Raw genomic sequence first — 22,625 nt, forward strand, 5'->3', positions numbered from 1 at the left:
CACCGGGCAGGCTGGGGGCCCGGCGGCCGGAGCGGGGGTGGCGGTACCCGGCCTGTGGTGACCGCTGTTACCGCTGTACGCGCCGCACGGCGAGGACGCAGTGGGCGCTGCTGGTGAGGACGGACTCGTCGCCCGCGAAGGCCTGCAGGGTCTCCGGCGCGACCGGCTGCCCCGGGACCGCCTCGGGCCAGGCCCGGGTGGCGAACAGGAAGTACGCCTGCCCGCTCTCGTCCGCCGCGGCGACCCACTCGTCGGGGGCGGTGCAGCGCGCGTTCATCCCGGGCAGGGTGAGCGCGATCTGGTTGCCCTCCAGCAGGATCTGCACCGGGAAGGTGGCCGCCTTGAGGGTGCCGTCCATGACCACGTCGCCGATGGGCAGGCCGATCTCCTCCAGCAGCCCGCGGGCGGCCGCCTCGCCGGCCTCCCGGCCCTGCGGTCCGTCACCGAGGGTGTAGGCGAGGAGGTACGGGATGTCGTGGGCCTCTTCGGGGTCTCCGATCCAGGCGAGCACCGAAAGGGTGCCGAGCTGGGACCGGTCGATTTCGGCTTGAGTAGAAGTCATGCGCGCACCCTAGTGGTCTCTCCGCCGCGCCTTTCACGGCTCTTCACCCGGGCGGGCTAGACGGCCCAGAATCCCTCTCCGGGATTCGCCTGCGTGTTCGCGTCCTGGTACTGGAGCCGCACAATGCGTGCGCTTTCCGGGATTTCGAACACCACCCACCCATCGGCCCGCTCACCGACCTCCAGTGAATCGAAGAGGATCGGTTTGCCGGTCGTCAGCTCGCCGGTCTTCACCACCGGGTGACGCTGCCCCGCGCTGTCGTGCGCCCACATGCGTCCGAGGGCCCCGTACGAGGCCCCTCCCACGTTGACGAACGACATCGAGGCGGCCACCCAGCGCTTCCCGGCGGGCGGGGCGAAGTTCTTGTCCACGCTGATCGCCGGGTCCACGAACGCCCCGAGTTCGACCTGGAGGTGGCGGCCGACCTGCGTGCCGTGCACCCGTGCGGTGCCACCCACATGGGCTTCCGGCACACCGGGCCGTGCGGGGGCCTGGGCCGCGCCCGGCGCCCCGTCGTCCACCACGACCGCCGGAGCGGCGGCGGGCGCGAGCGCGTCCGGCTCCGGGGCGCTCTGGCAGGCGGTGGCACCGAACAGGAGGAGCGGGAGCAGGGCGAGGACGGGCAGGGGGAGGGCGGGCTGGCGCATGCAAGATCCCTTCGGGGATGTATTTCGGCCAGTTTCACGCGCTCGGGCAGGTAATTGCACACAACGACACGAGCGCGCGGAGCAAGTGCGTACGGCCACCTGCCAGCACAATGCGTTCCGGTGGAATCCCGTCATCCGCATCACCTGGAGGAAAAATGCCCATCCCCGCCCACCGAATGGCCTTGACGGCCTTCTCCGCACTGGCCGCCACCACGCTATTCACCGCTCCGGCCGGCGCCACCGTTTTCGATCAAGGGATTTCCGTACATCGTGACGCGTACGTCGCCAAGGACGGCGCCGTCACCCTTTCCGGGACGTACCACTGCGAGCAGGCGTCACCCGTGGGGGCGATGCAGATCAAGGCGACCGTCGAGCAGGAGGGCGGCGGCCGGCTGAGCATCGGCGCCGAGCAGATCGTCTGCGACGGCCAGGAGCGCCGCTGGGTGGCCAGCGCCCCGGGCGCCTTCGTGAACGTGCACCCGGGCCGCGCCGTGGTCACCGCGGAGCTCCAGGAGGTCCGGCTCTCGGGCCTGATGCCGAGGTCGGTCACCACCGTCGCCCAGGACTCGCAGGACGTCGAGGTCCGCGAGCACTGAGCGGCGGGGGCCCGCGGCTCGCGCCCGGTGGGCCGGTAGCCGCCGCTACCGGCAGTCGGGGGCGACGCCCGTCATCGACATGAAGGCCACCGACCGGCACCCGGGGTCCGCGTGCGGCCGCCCCGTCGCCCGGTCCACGACGGCCGTCACCCCGGCCGCCAGCAGGAGCACGGCCAGGGCGCCCGACACGGCGGCCTTGGTCAGCCCGCGCACAACACGTTCCGTTCCATGGCTCGCATCATCACCCCGCCCCCGGCGCCCCACAACCCGGGGTGACCGTCCGCTCACCCCGCGCTCCGGGGGCTGCCGCCCGCGTCGAACTCGCACCACACCGCCTTGCCGTCGCCCCGGGACTCCACGCCCCAGTGCGTCGCCAGCGCGTCCACCAGCAGCAGCCCGCGCCCCGTGGTGGCCGCCTCGCCCGGGGTGCGCCGGCGCGGCCACACGCTGGAGCGGTCCTTGACCCACAGCCGGATCCGCCGGACCGGCTCCGGCAGCACCTCCATCGTCAGCACCGCCCCGCCGTCGGTGTGCAGCAGGGCGTTGACCAGCAGCTCCCCGGCCGCCAGCTCCACGTCGTCGGCGAGCTCCGGCATGCCCCAGTCGCGCAGGGCCTGGCGCAGGGCGTAGCGCGCCTCCGAGAGGCCTTCCGGGTCGGCCTGGTGGACGTACTGGTGGATGCGCGGCGCCCGGTGGGTGCCCGGATCGGGGGCCCGGCGCAGCACCAGCAGGGCCACGTCGTCCCCGGAGCCCCAGCGTTCCCAGAGCCGGTCGGAGAGGTGGTCGGCGAGCGCCCCGGCCCCCTGGGGGCCGCTGCGCACCGCCTGGGCGAGGGCGTCCATCCCGGCGGTGATGGTGGTGCCCGGCTCCTCCACCAGGCCGTCCGTGCACAGCACCATGGTCTCCCCGGGCACCAAATCGAGCCGGGTCTCGGGGAACTCCTCGTGCTCGAAGAACGAGGCCAGCCCGAGCGGCAGGCCGCCGCGCACCTTGGGCCAGCCGGTACGCCCGTCCGTGTGCCGGATGAGCGGTCCGAGGTGACCCGCGCGGACCGCCCGTACGCCGCCCGTCTCCAGGTCCACCTGCGCGTACAGGCAGGTGGCGAAGCGTTCGGTGTCCAGCTCGGCGAGGAAGCGCGAGGCCCGGGCCAGCACGGTGGACGGCGGATGGCCCTCCCCGGCGTACGCCCGCAGCGCGATCCGCAGCTGGCCCATGATCGCCGCCGCGTGCGTGTCGTGGCCCTGGACGTCGCCCACCACGACGCCCACGCGGTCGCGGGGCAGCGAGATCACGTCGTACCAGTCCCCGCCGACCTCCCGCCCGCTCCAGGCGGCGTGGTAGCGGACCGCGATCTCCCCGCCGGTGATCTCCGGGATCCGGCGCGGCAGCATGGCGGCCTGCAGGCCGGTCGCGAACTCCCGTTCCTGGTCGAAGAGGAGCGCCCGCTGGAGGGACTGGGCCACGATGCCCGCCAGGCCCAGGCAGAGGTTGCGCTCCTCCGGACTGAACTCGGTGCGCCGCCGGTAGAAGAGGACCAGCCCGCCGATGGCCTTGGCCTGCGCGATCAGCGGCAGGTAGGCGGCCGCGTCGTACCGGATCCGGTTCAGGTAGTCCGCGAGGAGCGGGAACTCCCCGCCGAGCTCGGTGAGCGAGGTGACGAAACGTGCCTGCCGGGTGAGCACCGCGCGCGACAGCGGCAGCGAGCCGTCCAGCCGGGTGAACCGGCGCTCGCTGAGGATCTCCAGGGACTCCCCGCTCAGCGCGATGATCTTGATGGTGCCGCCCTCGACCAGCCCCAGGGCCAGCCCGTCCGCACCGAGCCGTTCCAGCGCGCCCGCCCCGGTCAGCGCGGCCGTGACGTCGTCGACCGTCACCGCCCGCGACAGGGCCTCCGTGGTCCGCTGCACGATCGTCGTCTGCTGGGCGCGCGCCGCCTCCAGCTTGCGCAGCAGCGTCGCGTGGGCCAGCTCGGCGGTCGCGTCCCGGACGATCCCCACGATCCGCTCGGGCTGCCCGTCGCCGTCCCGGAGCACCCGGCCCGAGGTGTGCGTCCACTGGTCGCGGCCGTCGCGCCGCCGCACCATGAAGTACGCGCCGTACGTGTCCCCGCCGCCCTCCAGGACACCTTCGATGATCTCGGTCAGCCGGACCCCGTCCTCGTGCGGGATGCGCCGTCCGACACCGGGAACGGTGCCGTCGAACTCCTCCGGCCCGAGATCGAAGACCTCCATCGCGGCCTCGTCCAGCACCACCGTCCCGGCACCCAGGTCCCATTCGAGACTGCCCATGCCGTTGAGCGCGAACCGCTCCCCGGGCCCGGTCACGGGGGACTGCCGGACCGGCTCGGGTCCGTCCCGTTCCGCTGCCACGTCCCCCACCACCTAACGGCCGGGCCAGCACGGCTGGGAGATCAGCCGCTCCCACTCCTCGTCAGGATGCCCCGGAAGGGTGCGCCCGGCCTCCTTCCAGCGCTTGACCACGGAGAGGTAGATCGTGGGCTGGTCGGCGTGGGAGGCCGTCGCGTACGGACCCGCGTACGGACCCGCGTACGGCCCCGGGTACGCGGTGCGGTCGTACCCGCCGGCCCTGGCCCGACCGGCGGGCTGTTCCCCGCGGCTGGCGGGAATGCGTACCCAGCCGCGGCCCTGCGCTCGCTCCGAGCTCATCACGGACCCCTTCTCTCCGCGGATCTCACCGCAGATACGTCTTCGGATGCCCTGGGGGTACCCCCGGAACGTGCCCGGGGGAAGCAGCCCGGCCAGGCCGGGCGACACCGGGAGAACCCGGCCGCGGACCCCGGGCACCGAGGCGCTTGCGGACTCCTCTCACCAGTCTCCCCGCCGTGAAGCCCGCGCCGTGCACGAATCGCATGGAAGGGCCGAATGAGGGAGCCGTCAGCAGCCCCGCGAAGAACAGCCCGGGCCACGAGGACTCGAAAACGGGGCTCAGCTCCGGCGCCCCGCTCTCCCCCACGGTCTCCAGCGCCGCACGCAGCCCCGCGTCGAGCAGCTCCAGCCGGGCCAGCTCCGGGACGAAGCCGGTGGCCGCGATGACGTGCGCGGTGTCCAGCACCACGGACTCCCCCGCCCGGTTGGTCAGCCCGAGCCGGGTCCGCTCGCCCACCGCCACCGCCCGGTGCAGCCGGTGTCCGAGCAGGACGGGCACGCGCCGCTCGAAGCGGTCCCGCAGCCACCAGGCACCGGCCGGGCCCAGCGCCGTCGCCGCGATCCGCTCCCGGGTGGGCGCGGGCAGCCGGCGCACCGCCCAGGGCAGCTCCGACCACACCCAGCTGCGCCAGCCGGTGCCGAGGCCGCTGTGCGGATCGCGCAGGGCCCGCAGCGGGGGCCGGTCCAGGGGCTGCGGGACGGTGTTCCAGTTCAGCCGGGAGCGCCGGGCGACCAGGCAGGGCCGGGCGCCCTGCTCGGCCAGCAGCGCAGCGGTCTCCAGGGCCGCCTGCCCGGCCCCGAGCACGGCGACCTCGCGGCCGGCGAACCGGCTCAGGTCCCGGTGGCCGCTGCTGTGCGAGTAGTGCGCGGGCGGGAGCTCCCGCAGCGCCTCGGGGTGACGGACGAAGGGCATCACCCCGACCGCGAGGGCCACCGTACGGGCGAGCAGGGGCGGTCCCTCGGCGGTGCGGACGCGGAAGCCGTTGCCCTGCGGGGTCACCTCCAGGACGGTCACCTCCTCCACCTCAGGCGCGGCCTGCCGGGCGAACCACATCCCGTACGCGCTGAACGTGCCGATCGGCAGCGGAGTGCCGTGTTCCGCGGCCATGCCGAGAGTCGCGCAGTAATCGGCCAGGGTGTACCGCCCGTCCGGCGCGGACAGGTTGGACGACCAGGGCTCCGACTTCAGGTACATGCCGTCGGGCATGTGGTCGCGCCACGAGGCCATGGGCCGCCCCAGCAGCCGTACGCCGAGCCCCGCGGCCGCCGCGTGGGCGGCGATCGACAGCCCGTACGGGCCCGCACCGATCACCACGAGATCGTCGATCCGCGTCAACGCCGCTCCTCCAGGTCGATGGTCACCGGCCCGGCCCGGTCGGCCGCGCCGGTCCGGGTCAACGGGTCACCAGCTCGTCCGGCTCGGCCGAGGCCTCCGGCGGAACGGGACGGGAGGCCGGTGCGGCGGATCCGGCGGAGCCGTCGGCGCTACCGGATCCGGTGGGCTCCTGGTTCCGGCCGCGCTGCCGGGGCGCGCGGACGACGGCGAGCGCCGTGCGGCGGCCCTGCTCCGGAACCCCGCGCAGCGCCCGTACGCTCTTGCCCGCGCCCCGCCCCAGCAGGGCGCCGAGCATCGCCAGGAACGGCAGCAGGTCATCGGCGGCGAACCAGGCCGTCTCCACGCGCCCCCGCTCGGCGGACCGCCTGGGGGCCCGCTTCGGGGCCGGCCCCTGGTCCCCGCCCGGGCCCGAGGACGCGGACGCCCCCGCCGGCCCGGGCGGGTCCGCGGGGACCGCCGCCGGGCGGCGCGGCATCGACCCGCCCCGGATCCGCGCCAGCAGCGCGTAGTTCTCCGCGACGAACACCCGGCCCGGTCCGCCCGAAGGCTGCGGGACCTGCTGGCCCGTCAGGTCCAGGTACATCGCCTGCACGACGTCCAGCCCGGCCGAGTCCGCGAACAGCCGGAACTGCGCGCCCGGCCGGGGATTGAAGTCCACCAGCCGGAAGCAGCCCAGCTCGTCGCGGCGGAAGTCCAGGTCCAGGATCCCCTGGTAGCCCAGCCGTTCGGCGAGCCGCAGCCCCGCCTCCTCCACCGCCGGATCCGGCAGCCAGCGCCCCACGGCCGTCAGCCCCGTCCGCACCGGCCAGGACAGCTCCTTGCGGCCCGAGCCCACGAGCAGCGGACGCCCGCCCCGCGCGAAGGCGCCATGGAAGAACCAGTCCGTGTCCGGACCGGCCGGCAGGAACCGCTGGAGCAGCAGCCTGCTCCCGGCCTCGGCGGAGCGCTCGTAGAGCCGGCGCGCCTCGGCGGTGGTGTGCACGAGCATGGTGCTGCGCAGCCCGTCGGCCCCGGCGGGCAGCAGCCAGGGCCGGCTCCACTTGGCGACCACCGGCAGGCCGAGCCGCCAGGCCGCCTCGGCGGCCTCGGCCCCGCTCGCCGGGATCACGGTCTCCGGGTGCGGGACGTCCCACCGCGCGCAGAGCCTCGACAGCTCGGCCTTGTCGGCCACCCGGGCGGGCAGGTTGTCGGGCTGATGGGGAATCCGGAAACGCTCCCGGAGCATCGGCGCGACCCGGGACACGGCGATCGCGCTCAGGTCGTCCATGGCGATGAGCACGGCCGGGCGGCCGATCCTCTCCGACACCCCGGTCAGGCACTCCAGCAGTGCCTCGGGCGCCTCGGGGTCCAGCCCGCCCGCCGGCCCGGGATGCACGGCGCGCAGATAACGCGAACGCCCCATGGGGCCACCCCCGGCCTCGACGACGGCATGGACCTCCACGCCCTTGCGGCCAAGAGATCTGACGGCGCCGAGGGTTCCGTGGTGGAACGGATTGCGGTCGAGTCTGAGCACAACGGCGGGCACATGGTTGAGATACGCGTGCATGGCAGCGGTGTCTTTCACCTAGTCGGACCAAGCGGGGGTGGTGCGCACCTGCTAATGGCCTACGCGGCAGTCACCGGACAGGCCATTCGTCAGATCTGATGCCTAACGTCTTTGGTAAGCACACCGATTCAGGAAAGCTCGGGAGACGCCATGCCCAGACCACGCCGCCGACTGGCGAGCACCTGCATCGGTACGGTCACGGCCGGACTGCTGGCCACCGGTGCCGCGCTCGCGGCACCCGAGAAGGACCGGCCCGAGGGCTCGGACATCGCCATGGGCGCCTATCTCGACTACGGGCCGCCCGGGGTGGCCCGGATCCCGTACCTGTCGAGCTGGCTGGGCGGCAAGGAGATCCGGGTCGGGCACACCTATCTCCCCGGCGACAGGTGGGCCGGCATCGAGGGCAGGGTCTCGTTCCTGGAGGACTGGGCCGACTGGCGCCTGGCCGAGGACGACCGGATGTTCGTCCTCAACGTGCCCATGCAGGAGCGGAACGAGGGCCGGGTGCCCGACTACCGGGTGGCCCGGCTGATCAGGGCGGGCGCGGAAGGCCGGTTCGACTGGCACTTCCAGCGCCTCGCCGAGCGGCTGGTGGAGCTGGGCGTCCCGGACACGGTGATCGTGCTCGGCTGGGAGATGAACGGGGTCACGTACACCCACCGGTGCGCACCGGACCCGGAGAACTGGAAGCTGTACTGGAGGCGCATCGTCAACACGATGCGCGCCGTTCCCGGGCAGGAGTTCAAGTTCGACTTCGCCCCGAACAGGGGTGCGGACGCGATCGGCTGGACGCACTGCTACCCCGGCGACGACGTGGTCGACGTCATCGGCATGGATTCGTACGACCAGGGTCCCGGCCGGGACTTCGACGACCAGATCACCCAGCCGTACGGTCTCCAGCATCAGGTCGACTTCGCGAAAGCACACGGCAAGCCGATCTCCTACCCGGAGTGGGGGCTGTTCCGGCGCGGGGACAATCCGGAGTACGTGCGGCGCATGCTGAAGTGGATCACGCAGCACAAGCCGCTCTACCACACCATCACCGACTACTGCCCGCACGGCGTGTGGCAGTGCAAGCAGAACCCGGAGTCCGCGAAGGCCTTCCGCGACGCGCTGACGCCCGAGCGTCCCGGCCCGGTGATCCCGACCCCGGTGGTGCCCACGCCCGTGGTGCCGACCCCGGTGGTCCCGACCCCCGTGGTGCCCACGCCGGTCGTGCCGACCCCCGTGGTGCCGACCCCGCAGGTCCCGACGCCCCAGGTCCCGACCCCGCAGGTGCCCACGCCTCAGGTCCCGACGCCGCAGATCCCCACGCCCACGCCGGTCCTCCCGACGCCCCTGGTCCCCACACCCGTGGTCCCGACGCCCGAGGTCCCGAAGCCCACTCCGGTGGTCCCGAGCCCGCAGACCCCGCTGCCGGTCAGCCCGAGCCCGGTCGCCCCGGCGCCGGTGACCCCGAGCCCGGTCACCCCGAGCCCGCAGGTCCCGCCGCCGGTCACGCCCAGCCCGCTCGTCCCGACACCCGAGGTCCCCGAGCCCGACCCCGACACCGATCCCGAGCCCTCCCCCCAACCCTCGCCGGCGGTCCCGACGCCCCAGGTCCCGACGCCCGCGCCGGCCACCCCGAGCCCGGTCGCCCCGAGCCCGGTCGCCCCGAGCCCGGTCACGCCGAAGCCCGAGCCCACGCCGCCGAAGCCCCTGCCGCAGCCCACGCCGCCGCCGGTCAACAGCAAGCACTGGTGTGTGCCGCTCAACTTCGGCGAGTGGCTCTCCAAGCTGGTCGGCACGCAGTCGGTCTGCATCAAGCTGGACTTCGGCAAGGAATCCGGCTTCTGGCCCTTCTAGACGGGTCATCGCACCCGCAGTTCGTTGAGCCGCGCCCGCCAGTCCCTGGCGGCCGGCAGCGCCTCCCGCAGTACGTCCACCGCCCGCTCGCGCCCCGTCACCTGCGACTCGTGTACACGCAGCAGGGGCGCGAGCGCCGCCGTGGACAGCAGGAAACGCCGGTTGACGACCGTTTCGGGCCGCCAGTGGTTCTTGTACGGCTCGTTGCCGCGCAGGAAGCTCACCACCGGCCGGCCCTCGGCGAGCGCCCGCCCCGCCTCGTAGCGCAGCAGCAGCGTCGCGACGTCCACCTTCCGCGTCCGCAGGTCGGGGTCGGCCCCGTACAGGTAGCCGCCGCTGAGCCCGGCCGACAGCAGCGTGACGTTGGCCGCCACCACCTTGCCGTCCAGCCGGAACTCCGTCAGCCGGCTCTCCCCCGCCCGCACCATCCGCCGCGTCGCCCGGGTCAGGTGCTCGGCGAAGCGGGGCCGCAGGTGCTCGGGCGTCACCCCGCGGCCGCGCCACTGCTTCTCGTGCAGCCGCAGCAGGGTCCGGACGGCGCGCGGCACTTCCTGCTCGGTGACCTCGTGCTCCTCGATCCCGGCCGCGTCGGTCTTGCGCAGCTTGGCCCGGACCCGCTGGGCGCCGGAAGCCGGCATCCGCTTGACCAGTTCGTCGAAGGGCAGCGTCGGCAGCTCCATGCACGTGGAGTCGGCGAGCATGCTGGAGACCCCGGGCCACTGCCGGTACAGCTCCTCGGCGGCGGCCCCGGGACGTACCTCCCGCAGGTCCACGACCGCGCCGCGGGCGGCCCGGTGCAGCCCGCGGGCCAGCGCCGGGACGACCTGGTCGGCGTACTCCGCCGCCACGAGCACGTCGAAGTAGTCGGTGATGGGGCCGCCGAGCGGCACCAGCAGGGGCATCGGCCGGTGTACGAGCATCAGCGCGGCGGCACCGACCAGCTCCTCGCCCCGCCGGACGAGGACGATCCGGAGCCGGCCGTCCTTGCCGTACGACAGCCACCAGGAGTGGAGCCAGGCGTGGCTCTGGAAGGGGGTGGCGGTGGGGCAGCCGCGGAAGAGTCCGTTCCAGGACTCCTCCAGCGCGGCGAACTGCCGGGGGTCGCGGCACAGCGTCACCGACAGGGCCCCGGCGGAGCCCGAACTCATCGAACGGACTCCTTCTCCTTGGCCGAGGCCGGCTCACCCTGGGCGGGCAGCGAGGCGTACTCCTCGACCGGGGACGGGGCGGCGGCCTCCACCGAGGACTCGGCCGGTGAGCCGCCCGCGGATCCGGCCGCGGACCCGGCCGCGGACCCGGTCGTGCTGTCCTCGGAGCGCCGTGCGCGGCCCGGCCGGGCGAGCAGCCACAGTCCGCCCAGCAGCCCGCCGGCGCACATCCCGACGGCGCCGCTGATGGCGGCGGACGGGGAGGCGGGCTCGGACGGGGCGACCGCCTGGTTGAAGAGGAGCAGCTGGACACCGGTGTTCTTGGCAGCCTGATTGCTGCTCAGGGACAGCGCGTCGGCGACCGCGTTCGCGATGTCGGCGGCCTCGGCGGGGCTCTTCGAGGTACCCGTGACGGCGATCATCGGGGACTCGGGGGAGGTCTCGGCCCGTACCTGGGTACGCAGCTTCGCGGCGCTGATGCCGGCCCGCGGCTGGGCGTAGGCGAGGGTGGAACTGCTGGTCGCGATACGGGCGTAGGCCTGCGCGAAGCCGAGGGCGGTGGCGGGCTCGGTGGTGTCGTCGGGCACGGCGATGACATAGCTGGTGGCGGCGTACTCGGGGGCCTTGAGCACCCCGTACGCCCCGCCCGCGGCCAGCCCCAGCAGGGCGCAGACGGGCAGCGGCCACCACAGGGGCGCCGACAGCTTCCGGCGGCGCGGCCTGCGCTCGGAGCGGTGGTCCGACTTCCGCTCGGACCTGCTCTCTGACCTGCTCTCGGCCTTCTTGTCGGCCTTCTTCTCGGGGTTCTTCTCGGACATGTCGGCCATGGACGTGCTCGCTTCCTGGGTGGAGGGGGAGTTCTTCGGGTCCCGTCGGGACCCCTTCGGGCAGGGGAGGGATCAGCCGGTGCCGGTCGGCTCCGCCGGTCCGGGCCCGACCGGCTCGCGCCGGGCGCCGACGACGGCTGCGCCGCCGCCGGTGACGCCGGGCACCGGTCCGGCGGTGGCTCGGCCCCGGGCCGTCCCGGCGGCGCCCGGCGCGGCCGAGAGGGCGAGGTCGTACACGTCCAGCAGCTGCCGCGCGCTGCGGGCGATGTCGTAGCGGCGGACCACCGGCGGCGGGGGCAGCCGGCGCGCGCCCGCCTCCATGTGGCCCCGCAGCGCCGCGATTAGTTCCTCCGTGCCCGTACCGATGCGCCGGGCCCCGGGGGCCTGCGCGGCGGGCAGGTCGTCGATGGCCGGGCAGGTCACGTGCAGGACGGGCAGACCTGCGGCCAGGGCCTCCACGACGGCGAGCCCGAAGGCCTCCTCCCGCGACGGGGAGACGAACACGTCCATGGCGGCCAGCAGTGCCGGGATGCCCGGGGTGCGGCCGTCCGCGCTGTCGCCCAGCGGATCCCGCTCCCCGAGCAGGTGGATGCGGCTCTGCGCGCCGAGCTCGGCGGCCAGCCGGCGCAGCCCCGCCCGCTCCGGCCCGTCCCCGGCCAGCAGCAGATGCGCCCCCGGCAGCGCGGCCACGGCCCGCACCAGGACGTCGAACCGCTTGCCCGGGACCAGCCGGCCGACCCCGCCGACCACGAAGGCCCGCTCGGGCAGCCCGGTGCGGGCCCGGGTGGCCCGCCGGACGCCCTCGTCGAAGCGGAAACGGACGGCCTCGATTCCGTTCGGTACGACGTGCACCCGCGCGGCCGGCACCCCCCACCCCTCCAGCCGGGCGGCCACGGTGTCGGAGACGGCCACGGTGGCCGCGCCCAGGCGTTCGCTGGCCAGATACAGCGTGCGCACCCCGCCCGAGAGCGGCCTGCCCTCGATCTCGCCCTCGCCGAGGGAGTGTTCGGTGGCCACGGTCGCCGCGGTGCCCGCGAGCCGGGCCGCGAGGCGCCCGTAGACACAGGCCCGGTACAGGTGCGTGTGCACGAGGTCGTACCGGCCGCGCCGGATGAACCGCACCAGCCGGGGCAGCGCCCCCAGGTCCCGGTTGCCCCGCATGCCCAGGTGGACGACCCGGACCCCGTCGGCGCGCAGCCCCTCGGCCACCGGCCCGGGGTTGGTCAGCGTCAGCACGTCGCACTGCATCGGCATGTGGCGCAGCAGCAGCCGCAGTTGCTGTTCGGCGCCGCCGACGCCGAGTCCGGTGATGATGTGCAGTGCCTTGACCGACTGGAGCGCCTTCACCGCTGCACCCCGCGCCGCAGCTCGCGCACCTGGTGGCGGAGCTGCTTGATCCGCAGCCGGGCGCCGCCGTCGGCCTGGCTGACGTGTGTACGCGGCAGCGCGTGCGGGCCGGCGAGCCGTCCGGGGTCGATGGCACAGGCGTAGCCGTAACCGGCGGCCCGAGTGGCGTCGACGACCCGGGCGTCGAGGTGCCCGTACGGGTAGCAGAACCCCTCGGGAAGGGTGCCGGTCAGCTCGCGCAGCAGGTCGCGGCTGCCCCGCAGTTCCTGCTGGAGCACGTCGTCGGCGGTCGCGGTGAGGTCCTGGTGGAGGAGTCCGTGCGAGCCGATCTCCTGTCCGGCGTCGGCGACTTCGCGGATGCCCTCGGCGGTGAGCAGGGACTTGCGCGGGCCCAGCGGGTCCCACACGTTGTCCACGCCGAGCCGCCCGGGCAGCACGAAGAGGGTGGAGGTGCAGTCGTAGCGGCTCAGCAGCGGGAGCGCGTGGGTCAGGAAGTCGGTGTATCCGTCGTCGAAGGTCAGCCCGACGAGCCCGGCTCCGCGCCCGGCGGCGCGGGCCCGCAGCAGTTCGCCGACGGAGACCCCGCGCAGGCCGCGGGAGCGCAGCCACAGCAGCTGGGCCTCCAGGGCGAGCGGGGTGACGGTGATCCCGTACGGGTCCTCCGCGGGGTCGGTGAACTCGGCGACCGAGTGGTACATCAGGACCCACGGCGAAGCGGTCCGGCGGGTGGGGACCACCACGGCGGCGGGGGCCGTGTCGGTGTCAGCGGACATTGCGGAACCTCTGCGTGAGCTGGGAGATCTGACCGGGCAGGGCGGTGACTTCGAGGGCGCGTATGGCCATGCCGGTGGCTCCGAACATGGCCGGGACCAGCAGGCAGCCGAGGGCGGCGCTGAGCATCGGGTCGGGGATCATCGGGCCGGCGATCCAGCCGGTGGTGCCCGCGGCGACGGCGGCGACGGCGAGCCGGCCGATGCTGACGGCGACCCGGCGGACCTGGATGGCGATGATCCGGGAGCCGAGGCCGGTGAGCAGCAGGACGGCGGTGGTGGAGATGCCGGCGGCGTTGGCGGCGGCGATGCCGTAGGTGCCCCACCAGCCGACGGCGAAGGCTCCGGCCACGACGTTGACCAGCAGTCCGGCACCCATCGCGAACGCCGGGAACCAGGTGGGCCGGGCGGTCGAGAAGAAGGGCCGGGACAGTGCGCCGACGAGGCAGTGGCCGAGGAGTCCGAGTCCGTAGACCCGCATGACGGAGGCAGTGGCGAGGGTGTCCGCGTGGGTGAAGGCGCCGCGTTCGAAGAGGACCTGGATGATCTGGGGCGCGTAGCCGATGACGAGTGCGGTGCCCACCAGGACGGCCAGCGAGGCCAGCGCGAGGTCCTGCTCCACCCGCCGGCGGGCCTTCTCCCGCTCTCCCCCGGCCATGGCCTGGGCGACGACGGGGAAGGTGACGGTGCAGATCATCAGCGAGAGCACCATCGGCATCTGCGCGACCTTCTGCGCGTAGTTGAGATGGGAGATCGCCCCGGGCGGGAGCGAGGCGGCCAGGAACCTCTCGACGAGCACCTGCGACTGCCGGAACACCGCGAAGAAGATCACGGGGGCGATGACCCCGAAGGCGATGAGGGTGGGGCGGTCCCTGTCGCGCTGGTTGCGCGGGGCGGCCTTCTTCGCGCGGGGCGGGCCGAAGCCCACGTTCCGGATGAAGGCGGGCAGTTGGACGAGCGCCATCAGGAGCCCGCCGACGGCGACGCCCGCTGCGGCGGCCCGGACGCCCCACAGGGCGTGCAGGGCCACCATCATGCCGATGATGCCGATGTTGTACGAGACGTAGATCGCGGCGGGCGGCAGGAAGGACCTGTGCGCGCGCAGCGCGGCGCTGAAGTATCCGGCGATGCCGAAGGAGAGCACGGTCAGCGCGGTGAGCCGGGTGCACTCGACGGCCAGGGCGGGGTCGGGCAGGCCGGGGGCGAGTACGGCGACGACGGCCGGTGCGGCCACGACGAGCAGGGAGGCGACGGCGGCCAGGAACACGACGAGGCGCGGCAGGGTCGCCCCCACCAGGAGCCGTACGGGGTCCTGCGCGCGGGCCTCCCGGCGGGTGAGCCCGGCCCGGCTGGCGGCCCGCCGGGCCAGGGCGTGGCTGAAGGCGGGCACCATCAGCAGCGCCATGGCGTCCTCGATCAGCAGCGTCGAGGCCATCTCGGGCACGGTCCAGGCGATCAGGAAGGCGTCGCTGTCGTGCCCGGCCCCGAAGAGGTGCGCGATGGTCTGGTCGCGCACGAGCCCGAACGCCGCCCCGGCGGCGGTCAGTCCGGCGGTGACTGCGGCGGCCTTGGCCAGGAACCGCCCGAGCGGCTGGCTCCCGCCGGGGGCGTTCCCACTGGGGGTGACGGACTCGGATCCTTGGCCGGGGGCGTTCCCACTGGGGGTGGCGGATTCGGACGGCTGCCTCCCGCCGGGGGTGGTGGAGAGTTCGCCCGCGCGGCGGGCGTGGCGGAGCCGGCCCCTCCCGCCGAGGGCGGCAGGCGCGGACGGCCCGCCCACCGCTTGGCTCCCGCCGGGGGTGGCCGCAAGACCGCCCGGCCGGGCCTCGGGCGCGTCGGCGGAGCCGCTCGCGGCCCGGGCCGCGACCCGCACACTGTGCCGGCCCGAGGCTCCGCCCGGATATCCGGCGGACCCGAACAGGGGCCTGCGCGTACCCGGCGTACCGCCCGGGAGCCCCCCGGCGACGAATCCGGGATCCGCCGGGACCGGCGCCGCCGCGGCGACGAATCCCGGTTCGCCGGCGACCGGTGCGCCGGTCCCTCCGGCGGGCCGCCCGGCCACGGGTACGTTCCGCGAGCGCCCGCCGAAGCCGGGGTCCGCCGCACCCGACAGGCCGGCGGACCGCCCGGGCAGGGCTGCGTTCCGCGAGCGCCCGGCGAAGCCGGGGTCCGCCGGGACCGGCACGGTCGGCGCCGCCGCGGCGACGAGTCCCGGATCCCCGGCGGCCGGTGCGCCGGAGACTCCGGCGGACCGCCCCGTCACGGGCGCACTCCGCGGGTACGCGGCCGCGCCGGGACGGCCGACCGGATCGACCCCGCCGCCCGGCCGCCCGGCCACGGGTACGTTCCGCGAGCGCCCGGCGAAGCCGGGGTCCGCCGGGACACGGGAGGGGCCGGAGTCCGGGGCGCCCGGGACACGGGCGTGGCCCGCCCCGGCCGGGGGGCCGGAGGCGGGCCGCCAGGGCGTGGTGTCCGTCACGGGCGAGCCGCAACCCCGGGGGCCCTACCCCGTGAACCCGCACCGGAGGCCAACCCGGAACCCGCAGCCGCCCCACGCAGTGGACCGGCACCGGAGACGGACCCGGAACCCGCAGCCGCCCCACGCAGTGGACCGGCGGCCCCCCTGGAGGGAAGCGCCCACCAGGCCGCCAGGCCGATGATCACTCCGGTGAGCACCGTGGACGGCCCGCCGATGTCCGCGTAGAGGAAGTCGGTCAGCTGCCACACGAACAGCCCGATCGCGATCAGCCCGCAGTCCCGCGCCCCCGCGCCCCCGCCGGAGCCGAGCCGGCGCACCCCCGCGGCCAGCAGGGCCGCCCAGCCGCCCACGAGCGCGACGAGCCCGATCAGGCCCTGCTCACTCAGGATCAGCAGGTACATGTTGTGCGGGGAGAGCAGCGGCTGGCGCAGGTACGCCTGGCCGGCGCCGGCGGTGTCGCTGCCGGAGGACAGGCCCAGCGAGGCGTGCCCGTCCCGGTTGGCCGGGAAGCCCTTGAGCCCCACCCCCACCGCCGGCCGCTCGCGCCACATCGACTCGGCGGCGGCCCACATCGTGTAGCGGTCGGTCACGGACTGGTCGGGGGCGCTGGAGACCTGGGTGATGGAGGTCAGCCGTTCGGCGACCATCTCCGAGCCGACCCCGAACCCGCCGACCAGGACCACCCCGGCGGCGGCGAGCGCGGCGACGACCTTCACGGCCCGCCGGATCCCGGCCAGCGCCATCACCAGCACCGCCGCGCCGAAGGTGGCGATCCACGCGCCCCGGCTGAAGGACAGCACCAGCGGGAGCACCAGCGCCAGTGCGCAGCCCCCGGCGATCCGCCGGATGCGCCGCGGCAGCCCCGGAGCGAGCCCGGCGGCGGTCGCCACGATCAGCCCGTACGCCACGACGGTGGCCATGCCCATGACGTCACCGGGGCCGAAGGTGCCGACGGCCCGGACGTTCTCGCCCTGGTACGAGGCCCCGGTGTGGGTGGCGTACTGCACCACCCCCACCGCGCCCTGCACCAGCGCCAGGACCACGAAGCACCCGGCGGCCAGCCGGAACTCCGCGGCGCCCTGCACCAGCAGCACCACGGCCGCCGGCACCAGGACGAAGACCTGCAGGTAGCGCACGAAGCCGGGGAGGGCCGCGTACGGGTCCCCCGCGGTCATCGTGGCGACCGCGAGGCCCACGGCAGGCGCCCCGAGCACGAGCACACCCAGCGGGGTCAGCGTCCGCACCCGGCCGCGCAGCGCCTGCACCGCGCAGACGAGGACCAGCAGCAGCGAGGCGGCGTCGGCCGGGCCGACCTTCCCGGAAGCGGTGGCGTCCCCCGCCGGGAGCGGGGCGAGCAGGAACAGCACGGTGGCGGCGAGCGGCAGCAGCGGCCAGTGCCGCCGCAGCAGATCCGGCGCGTCCGGCCGGATCCACCGGCCCGGTACGGCGAGACTCATCAGCTGCCCCCCAGCCGGAAGCGGAAGAAGGAGGCCGCGGTGCGGGCGAGGATCCACAGGTCCTGCCACAGCGACCAGGTGTCGATGTAGTGGTTGTCGAAGCGGGCCCGGTCCTCGATGGAGGTGTCCCCGCGCAGGCCGTTGATCTGGGCGAGGCCGGTGATGCCGACGGGCATCCGGTGCCGGGCCTCGTAGCCGGGGTGGACGGTGGAGAACTTGGCGACGAAGAAGGGCCGTTCGGGGCGGGGTCCGACCAGGGCCATGTCGCCGCGCACGACGTTCCACAGCTGCGGCAGCTCGTCCAGCGAGGACTTGCGCAGGAAGGACCCGACCGGGCTCATGCCGCGGTCGCCCGCCACCGTCCAGCGGGTGGCGGCCTCGTGCTCGTCGGCGCGCAGGGTACGGAACTTCAGCAGGGTGAAGGGGCGCCCGTACAGGCCGACCCGCTCCTGCCGGAAGATCACCCCCGGCCCGTCCCAGACCCGTACGGCCAGCGCGCACGCCCCCATCACGGGTGCGGCGGCGAGCAGGGCGATCAAGGCGAGGACGGTGTCGATGCCCCGCTTGGCCCAGCGCTCCAGCGGCCGGGCCGGACGCGGCAGCAGCGGCTGCACGGCGTACCCCCAGAGCTGGTCCGCGGGCTGCGCCACCCGCATGCCGGTGACCTTGGCGGTGCCGGCCGGGTCGGCGAGCCACAGCCGGCAGCCGTGGTCGTGGAAGAGCCGGACCAGGGAGGCGGTGCGCTCGTCGGCCTCCGGGGGGCGGGTGAACACCGCGTGCCCGACGGAGTTCTGGATGACCGCGCGCCGGATGTCCTCGTGGGTGGCGAGCAGCGGCAGGGCGCCGCCGTCGCCCTCGGCGGGCACGTAGCCCACGACGGGATCTGCGAGCCCGACCGGGCGCAGCCCGAATTCGGGGCGGCCGTGCAGGGCGGCGGCGACCGCGCTCGCCCCGGCGCCGGGTCCGACGACGAGGGCGGAGGTGGGCCGGCGGACGGCCGAGCGGCGCTGGAGCTGGTTGACGAGGCCGCGGCCCGCGCACGCCAGGACGACCTGGAGGCAGACGGCGGTGAGCAGTGCGCTCCAGCCCATGGCCCGGGCCGGGTCGGCGGCGGCCGTGACGGCGGCGACCGAGCACCACAGGACGGCGGACCGTCCGGCCAGCACGGGCAGTTCGAGGAGTGCGGAGGGGGCGAGCCGCGGCCGGTAGAGCCCGGCCTGCGCGTGCAGCGCGGCGAGCAGGACGGGTGCCGCGGACAGGACGGGCAGCGCCGTCGCGGGCAGGGTCGTCGCGGTGAGTACGGCGGCCAGCGCGTCGGCGGTGAGCAGGGGGAGCACGCGGCCGCGGCGGCGGACGCGCCGGGGGCGTACGGCGGAGCGGGCCTGGTCGGCCCTGGGCCCGCGCGGGGGGTGGATGGCGGTCGCTGAACGGCGGGCCGCCGCGGGGTGCGCGGGCGCGAAGGCGCCTGCGCCGGTGGGCCCCGTGCCGCCCTGCCCGGTGTGCCGGGCGGGTGCGCTGTCCATCGTCATCGGCTGATGCGCTCCTGGTTCAAGGGCCGGGGCCTGCCCAGCAGTTCGTGGTACAGGCCGGTGACCGCGTCCGTGGTCCGCCGCACGTCGAAGTCGGTCCGGGCGTGCTGCCGGGCCTGCTCCCCGAGTTCGGCGAGGAGCCGCGGCTCGGCGAGCAGCCGTCCCAGTGCCTCGGCCAGGGCCGTCGGGTCCTCCGGCGGCACCAGGCACAGGCGTCCCTGGCCCGGCGGCAGGCTCTCCCTGGCACCGCTGACGTCGGAGACCAGGACCGGGCGGCCACAGGCCATGGCTTCGAGCGGGGCGAGCGCCATGCCTTCCCACCGCGACGGCAGTACAACGAGATCGGCGGCCCGAAGCCACGGTCGGATGTCGGCGGCGGCGCCCGCGAAGTGCACCCCGGGCGGGGCGATGCGGCGCAGCCGTTCGGTGTCGGGGCCGTCCCCGACGAGGGCGAGGCGGGCTCCGGGGACGGTGGCGAGGAGCTCCGGCCAGGCCCGCAGCAGGATGTCCTGCCCCTTCTGGAGGCAGATGCGGCCCACGCACACGGCGAGCGGCCCGTCGCCCGGAAAGCCTGCGGGCAGCGGCAGTTCGGTGCGGGCGCGGGCCTTGTCCCGGTCGGGGTCCGGTCCGCCGGGGCTGAAGTGGTTTAGGTCCACGCCGTTGCGGATCACCGACCAGCGGGCGGTGATCCCCTCGGTCTCGCCGGCGCGGCGTTCGGCTTCACTGACGCAGAGCACCCGGTCGGCCCAGCGGGCCCCGTACCGCTCCCAGCGCAGCGCGAGCGCGCCGGTGGCCCCGCCGACCGCGTCGAAGGACCAGGCGTGGGGCTGGAAGACGGTGGGCAGGCTCCCGCGCGCGGCGAGCCGGCCGGCCAGGCCGGCCTTGGCGCTGTGGGCGTGCAGGAGGTCGGGCCGCACCTGGTGGAGCACCTGCCGGGCGCCGATGATCTCGGCGGGCAGTCCGGGTCCGGGGGCCCGCCCGGCGTTCCAGGTGAGCACTTCGGCCCCGGCGGCCCGGACGGCGTCGCCGAGCGTGCCGCCGGGCGGACACCCGACGACGGTGCGCAGCCCTTCTGCGGTCTGTGCGCGGACGAGGTCGGTGACGACCCTGGCCACACCGCCGTCGACGGGTTGTACGAGGTGGAGGACGGTCGTGGGCTGTACCGCCCGAGGCTGACTGGGCACGTGGAGTGGTCTCCTACGTTCAGCGGCGCGCGTCTGTCTGAACGAAGAGCACACCGAGGAAATGACCCTGACTTTCACCCGTGAACCTGAAGCTCAGACTGCGGGCACCACCGGACAGGGCGGGACTCAGGTCGAAGACGTCCGCGTCATATCCGAGATTATTCATATGTTCGGGCTGTCGCACGAACGGCTGATCACCGAATTCCGTGATCGTGGAATTCATAACATCATTGAAAGGATTTTCCCCATCGCTGAGACTCACCCGACGACCGCTGTCGGCCGTCACGGTGAGTGAATCCCCGAGGACGCCCCGGTCCCCGTCGTACCCGACCACCCCGACCCGGCCCGCGGAGCCGGCCGGCGCGTCCAGGCCCTCGATCTCGACGGTTCCGTCACCGCCGCGGGCGGCGATCGATTCGAAGCCGTCCCACAGCGAGATCCGGCGCACCGGCTCCTGCGGGTGCTCGTAGGCGACGACCAGCGTCCAGCCGCCCCAGGCCCCCACGTCGGAGTGGCCCATCGCGATGTTGAGCTGGGCGACCGTCCACAGGCCGGCGCCGCCCTTGCGGACCAGCGGGGTGACGTCGGCGGAGGCCTGGTAGGCATCGCTGCCCGCGTCCGTACGGTGGCCCACCACCGTGTCGGCGAGGACCTCCTTGTACGCGCCGCCGGGCTCGGCGACCAGCACCCGGCCGTTGTCCTCGGGCGGCTTCTGCTCGCCCACCCGCAGGTTCCCGCCCCAGTAGAGACGGGCGTACGAGACCTTCGCGCCCTGCGGGACCTTGAGCTCGGCCCGGGTGGAGTTGTAGGTGTCCGGGTCCTTGTCGACCTCGCTGTAGAACATCTCGAAGTCGCTGTTGACCCCGGCCGCGCCCTTCTTGACCTCGGCGCACGGCTCGGCCTGCGGGGACTGCTCCTTGCGGCAGCTGATGCCGGAGTTGGAGGCGCGCACCAGCCCGCCGTGCTGCACGGACTGGTAACGCTGGGTGAAAGGGATCCGGGGCAGCTCCTTGGGAGCAGGGGCCGCGGCCCCCGCCGTCTGGGCGCTCACGGAAAGGGTGAGGCAGGACAGCAGACCGAGTGTGCCGAGGATTCTGCGGGAGGAACCCATGACCCTGTCTCCATTTTCGATCAGGGGGACAAAACAGGAGTGAACTTTGTCAGAAATCAGGCCGGAAATCACGCCGGACTCGCTCGTACGGCCTTTTGGGCGATAGCACGCACCCTCGCAACGGGCGGGTCGTTATGAGTTGCACCATTGTTCGAACCGAAAGGAAATGCGGAGATGAAGGAGAGGCTGGCGCGCGGCACCACCCTCGCCGTCGCGGGCGCCACCGCGCTGCTGGGCGGCGCGGGCCTCGCCTCCGCGCACGGCGGGGACGGTGCGACGGCCCACGGCTTCACCGGCGGGTCCCCCGGCGTCCTGAGCGGCAACCTGCTCCAGGCTCCCCTCGACATCCCGGTGAACGCCTGCGGCCTCACGGTGAACGTGATCGCCCTGCTGAACCCCTCGTTCGGAAACACCTGCGTCAGCACCTGATCGTCAACCGTGCTGCCCGAAACGCCCGCATCCGAGTGAAGCCACGCAACCCGAACCGGGGCGGCGACGTTGATCCGGGTGCTCCACTACCGGGCAATCCTGCAAAAAAGGGACGACAATGATCAAGAAGATGATGGCCTCGGCCGCGGTTGCCGCCTCGGTCGTGGGCATCGGTGCCGCCATGGCGCCTCAGGCGATGGCCATCGGGAACGACAACGGCGTCAACACCGTCCAGGGCAACGGCGCCGCGCAGATCTACGGCAACCAGGCCACCTACGGCAACATGAGCCCGCAGATGGCGCTGATCCAGGGCTCCTTCAACAAGCCCTGCATCGCGCTGCCCGCGAAGGCCAACGTGCAGTCCGTGCTGGCCCTCATCAACGTCGGCGTCCAGGACATCCCGGTCCTGTCCAGCCCGCAGAACCAGCAGTGCACCGAGAACTCCACCCAGGCCAAGGGCGACGAGGCCCTCTCGCACATCCTGGACAACATCCCGGTCCTCTCCGGCAACGTCTCGAACGGCAGCTGACCGAGGCCCGCGCCAGCGAGGCCGTCGCACCCACCGGGTCGCGGCGGCCTCGCCGCATGTAGGCCGGGACGCTCCCCGGCCCCGGAATCGTCGATACAAATCCGTCGGCACCAGGAATTCGGTCCGCACATCGGACCGGGCATCGGGGTGAATTACCGACGGACCGCCGAAAAAGTGCGGTTTCTTTTTCCCGGACCGCTCGTTGTTATTTCTGCAGTGGACACGCCTCTGCGGGAAGGAAAGAAATCAAAATGACGTACAAGAAGGCAGTGGTGCTGGCCGCCGGCGCTCTCATGCTCGCCGGTGCCGCCTCCCCCGCCATGGCCGACGCGGCCGCCGACGGCGCGGCCGTGGGTTCCCCCGGCGTCCTGTCCGGCAACCTGCTCCAGGTGCCGGTGCACGTCCCGGTCAACGTCTGCGGCAACACCGTGAACGTCATCGCGCTGCTGAACCCGGCGTTCGGCAACACCTGCGTCAACGCCTGACGAAGCGCTTGTGCCCGCAAGGGCAAGCCTCCTCGGGGTGGGGGGGGGGGGGGGGGGGGGGGGGGGGGGGGGGGGGGGGGGGGGGGGGACCAGGAAGGGGGGGGGGGGGGGGGGGGGGGGAGGAGGGGGAAG

21 protein-coding genes are annotated in these 22,625 nt (G+C 74.1%); 5 read left to right on the forward strand and 16 right to left on the reverse strand.

Features of this window, described 5'->3' with window-relative positions:
• Positions 1–67 precede the first annotated feature (67 nt).
• Together ACZ573_RS32660 and ACZ573_RS32665 are read right to left on the reverse strand one after the other, a co-directional pair.
• Positions 68–562 carry a DUF5949 family protein gene (locus ACZ573_RS32660; RefSeq protein WP_030009737.1) on the reverse strand — a complete coding sequence of 165 codons (495 nt, stop codon included), beginning with the start codon at positions 560–562 and terminating at the stop codon, positions 68–70.
• Between the two features lie 56 nt (positions 563–618).
• A complete protein-coding gene (locus ACZ573_RS32665) occupies positions 619–1,209 on the reverse strand; it encodes a DUF4352 domain-containing protein (RefSeq protein WP_471311319.1) in 591 nt (196 codons plus the stop codon).
• Between the two features lie 155 nt (positions 1,210–1,364).
• On the opposite strand from ACZ573_RS32665, the gene ACZ573_RS32670 reads away from it, so the two are divergent.
• On the forward strand, positions 1,365–1,805 hold the full coding sequence (locus ACZ573_RS32670) for a DUF6299 family protein (protein WP_471311322.1): 441 nt from the start codon (positions 1,365–1,367) through the stop codon (positions 1,803–1,805).
• 45 nt (positions 1,806–1,850) lie between these two features.
• Here ACZ573_RS32670 and ACZ573_RS32675 read toward each other — a convergent pair whose 3' ends face one another.
• From ACZ573_RS32675 to ACZ573_RS32695, 5 genes are all read right to left on the reverse strand, one after another.
• Positions 1,851–2,018 carry a hypothetical protein gene (locus tag ACZ573_RS32675; protein WP_471311325.1) on the reverse strand — a complete coding sequence of 56 codons (168 nt, stop codon included), beginning with the start codon at positions 2,016–2,018 and terminating at the stop codon, positions 1,851–1,853.
• Positions 2,019–2,089: 71 nt separating this feature from the next.
• Positions 2,090–4,174 (reverse strand): SpoIIE family protein phosphatase, encoded by a 2,085-nt coding sequence (locus ACZ573_RS32680; RefSeq protein WP_471311327.1) that lies wholly within the window; start codon positions 4,172–4,174, stop codon positions 2,090–2,092.
• Between the two features lie 12 nt (positions 4,175–4,186).
• Complete coding sequence (locus ACZ573_RS32685; RefSeq protein ID WP_301370347.1) at positions 4,187–4,471, reverse strand: hypothetical protein; 285 nt, start codon at positions 4,469–4,471, stop codon at positions 4,187–4,189.
• Positions 4,472–4,496: 25 nt separating this feature from the next.
• On the reverse strand, positions 4,497–5,798 hold the full coding sequence (locus ACZ573_RS32690; RefSeq protein WP_471311369.1) for an NAD(P)-binding domain-containing protein: 1,302 nt from the start codon (positions 5,796–5,798) through the stop codon (positions 4,497–4,499).
• 67 nt (positions 5,799–5,865) lie between these two features.
• Complete coding sequence (locus ACZ573_RS32695) at positions 5,866–7,353, reverse strand: carboxylate--amine ligase (protein WP_471311331.1); 1,488 nt, start codon at positions 7,351–7,353, stop codon at positions 5,866–5,868.
• Between the two features lie 150 nt (positions 7,354–7,503).
• Here ACZ573_RS32695 and ACZ573_RS32700 point away from each other — a divergent pair, with 150 nt between their 5' ends.
• Positions 7,504–9,198, forward strand: a complete 1,695-nt coding sequence (locus tag ACZ573_RS32700) for a glycoside hydrolase family 26 protein (protein ID WP_471311333.1) — start codon at positions 7,504–7,506, stop codon at positions 9,196–9,198.
• A 5-nt stretch (positions 9,199–9,203) separates the two neighbouring features.
• On the opposite strand, the gene ACZ573_RS32705 is transcribed toward ACZ573_RS32700, so the two are convergent.
• From ACZ573_RS32705 to ACZ573_RS32745, 9 genes are all read right to left on the reverse strand, one after another.
• On the reverse strand, positions 9,204–10,346 hold the full coding sequence (locus ACZ573_RS32705; protein ID WP_471311336.1) for a GNAT family N-acetyltransferase: 1,143 nt from the start codon (positions 10,344–10,346) through the stop codon (positions 9,204–9,206).
• Positions 10,343–11,173 (reverse strand): YveK family protein, encoded by an 831-nt coding sequence (locus tag ACZ573_RS32710; protein WP_471311338.1) that lies wholly within the window; start codon positions 11,171–11,173, stop codon positions 10,343–10,345. The genes ACZ573_RS32705 and ACZ573_RS32710 overlap by 4 nt, the downstream gene beginning before the upstream one ends.
• Positions 11,174–11,245: 72 nt before the next feature.
• Entirely contained in the window at positions 11,246–12,520 is a 1,275-nt protein-coding gene (locus tag ACZ573_RS32715; RefSeq protein ID WP_471311341.1) for a glycosyltransferase, read from the reverse strand.
• Positions 12,517–13,293 carry a polysaccharide deacetylase family protein gene (locus tag ACZ573_RS32720; protein WP_301370335.1) on the reverse strand — a complete coding sequence of 259 codons (777 nt, stop codon included), beginning with the start codon at positions 13,291–13,293 and terminating at the stop codon, positions 12,517–12,519. Before ACZ573_RS32720 ends, ACZ573_RS32715 begins: the two co-directional genes overlap by 4 nt.
• Positions 13,283–15,070 carry a murein biosynthesis integral membrane protein MurJ gene (gene murJ / locus ACZ573_RS32725; protein ID WP_471311372.1) on the reverse strand — a complete coding sequence of 596 codons (1,788 nt, stop codon included), beginning with the start codon at positions 15,068–15,070 and terminating at the stop codon, positions 13,283–13,285. Before murJ ends, ACZ573_RS32720 begins: the two co-directional genes overlap by 11 nt.
• Before the next feature lie 695 nt (positions 15,071–15,765).
• Positions 15,766–17,226: an O-antigen ligase family protein gene (locus ACZ573_RS32730; RefSeq protein ID WP_471311344.1), complete on the reverse strand. Its 1,461-nt coding sequence runs from the start codon at positions 17,224–17,226 to the stop codon at positions 15,766–15,768.
• Positions 17,226–18,755, reverse strand: coding sequence for an exopolysaccharide biosynthesis polyprenyl glycosylphosphotransferase (locus ACZ573_RS32735; protein WP_471311346.1), 1,530 nt, complete (start codon positions 18,753–18,755; stop codon positions 17,226–17,228). Before ACZ573_RS32735 ends, ACZ573_RS32730 begins: the two co-directional genes overlap by 1 nt.
• Positions 18,752–19,939: a glycosyltransferase gene (locus ACZ573_RS32740; protein ID WP_471311349.1), complete on the reverse strand. Its 1,188-nt coding sequence runs from the start codon at positions 19,937–19,939 to the stop codon at positions 18,752–18,754. The genes ACZ573_RS32735 and ACZ573_RS32740 overlap by 4 nt, the downstream gene beginning before the upstream one ends.
• Before the next feature lie 19 nt (positions 19,940–19,958).
• Positions 19,959–21,122, reverse strand: coding sequence for a DUF3344 domain-containing protein (locus ACZ573_RS32745; protein ID WP_471311352.1), 1,164 nt, complete (start codon positions 21,120–21,122; stop codon positions 19,959–19,961).
• A 102-nt stretch (positions 21,123–21,224) separates the two neighbouring features.
• Between ACZ573_RS32745 and ACZ573_RS32750 the strand changes: the two genes are divergently transcribed.
• The 3 genes from ACZ573_RS32750 (at position 21,225) to ACZ573_RS32760 (ending at position 22,493) form a co-directional block, all read left to right on the forward strand.
• A complete protein-coding gene (locus tag ACZ573_RS32750) occupies positions 21,225–21,479 on the forward strand; it encodes a chaplin (RefSeq protein WP_471311355.1) in 255 nt (84 codons plus the stop codon).
• Positions 21,480–21,597: 118 nt separating this feature from the next.
• Positions 21,598–22,008, forward strand: a complete 411-nt coding sequence (locus tag ACZ573_RS32755; RefSeq protein ID WP_030011310.1) for a rodlin — start codon at positions 21,598–21,600, stop codon at positions 22,006–22,008.
• 251 nt (positions 22,009–22,259) lie between these two features.
• Entirely contained in the window at positions 22,260–22,493 is a 234-nt protein-coding gene (locus ACZ573_RS32760) for a chaplin (RefSeq protein ID WP_471311358.1), read from the forward strand.
• Positions 22,494–22,625 lie beyond the last annotated feature (132 nt).

The organism is Streptomyces sp. NPDC040545 (assembly GCF_055595065.1).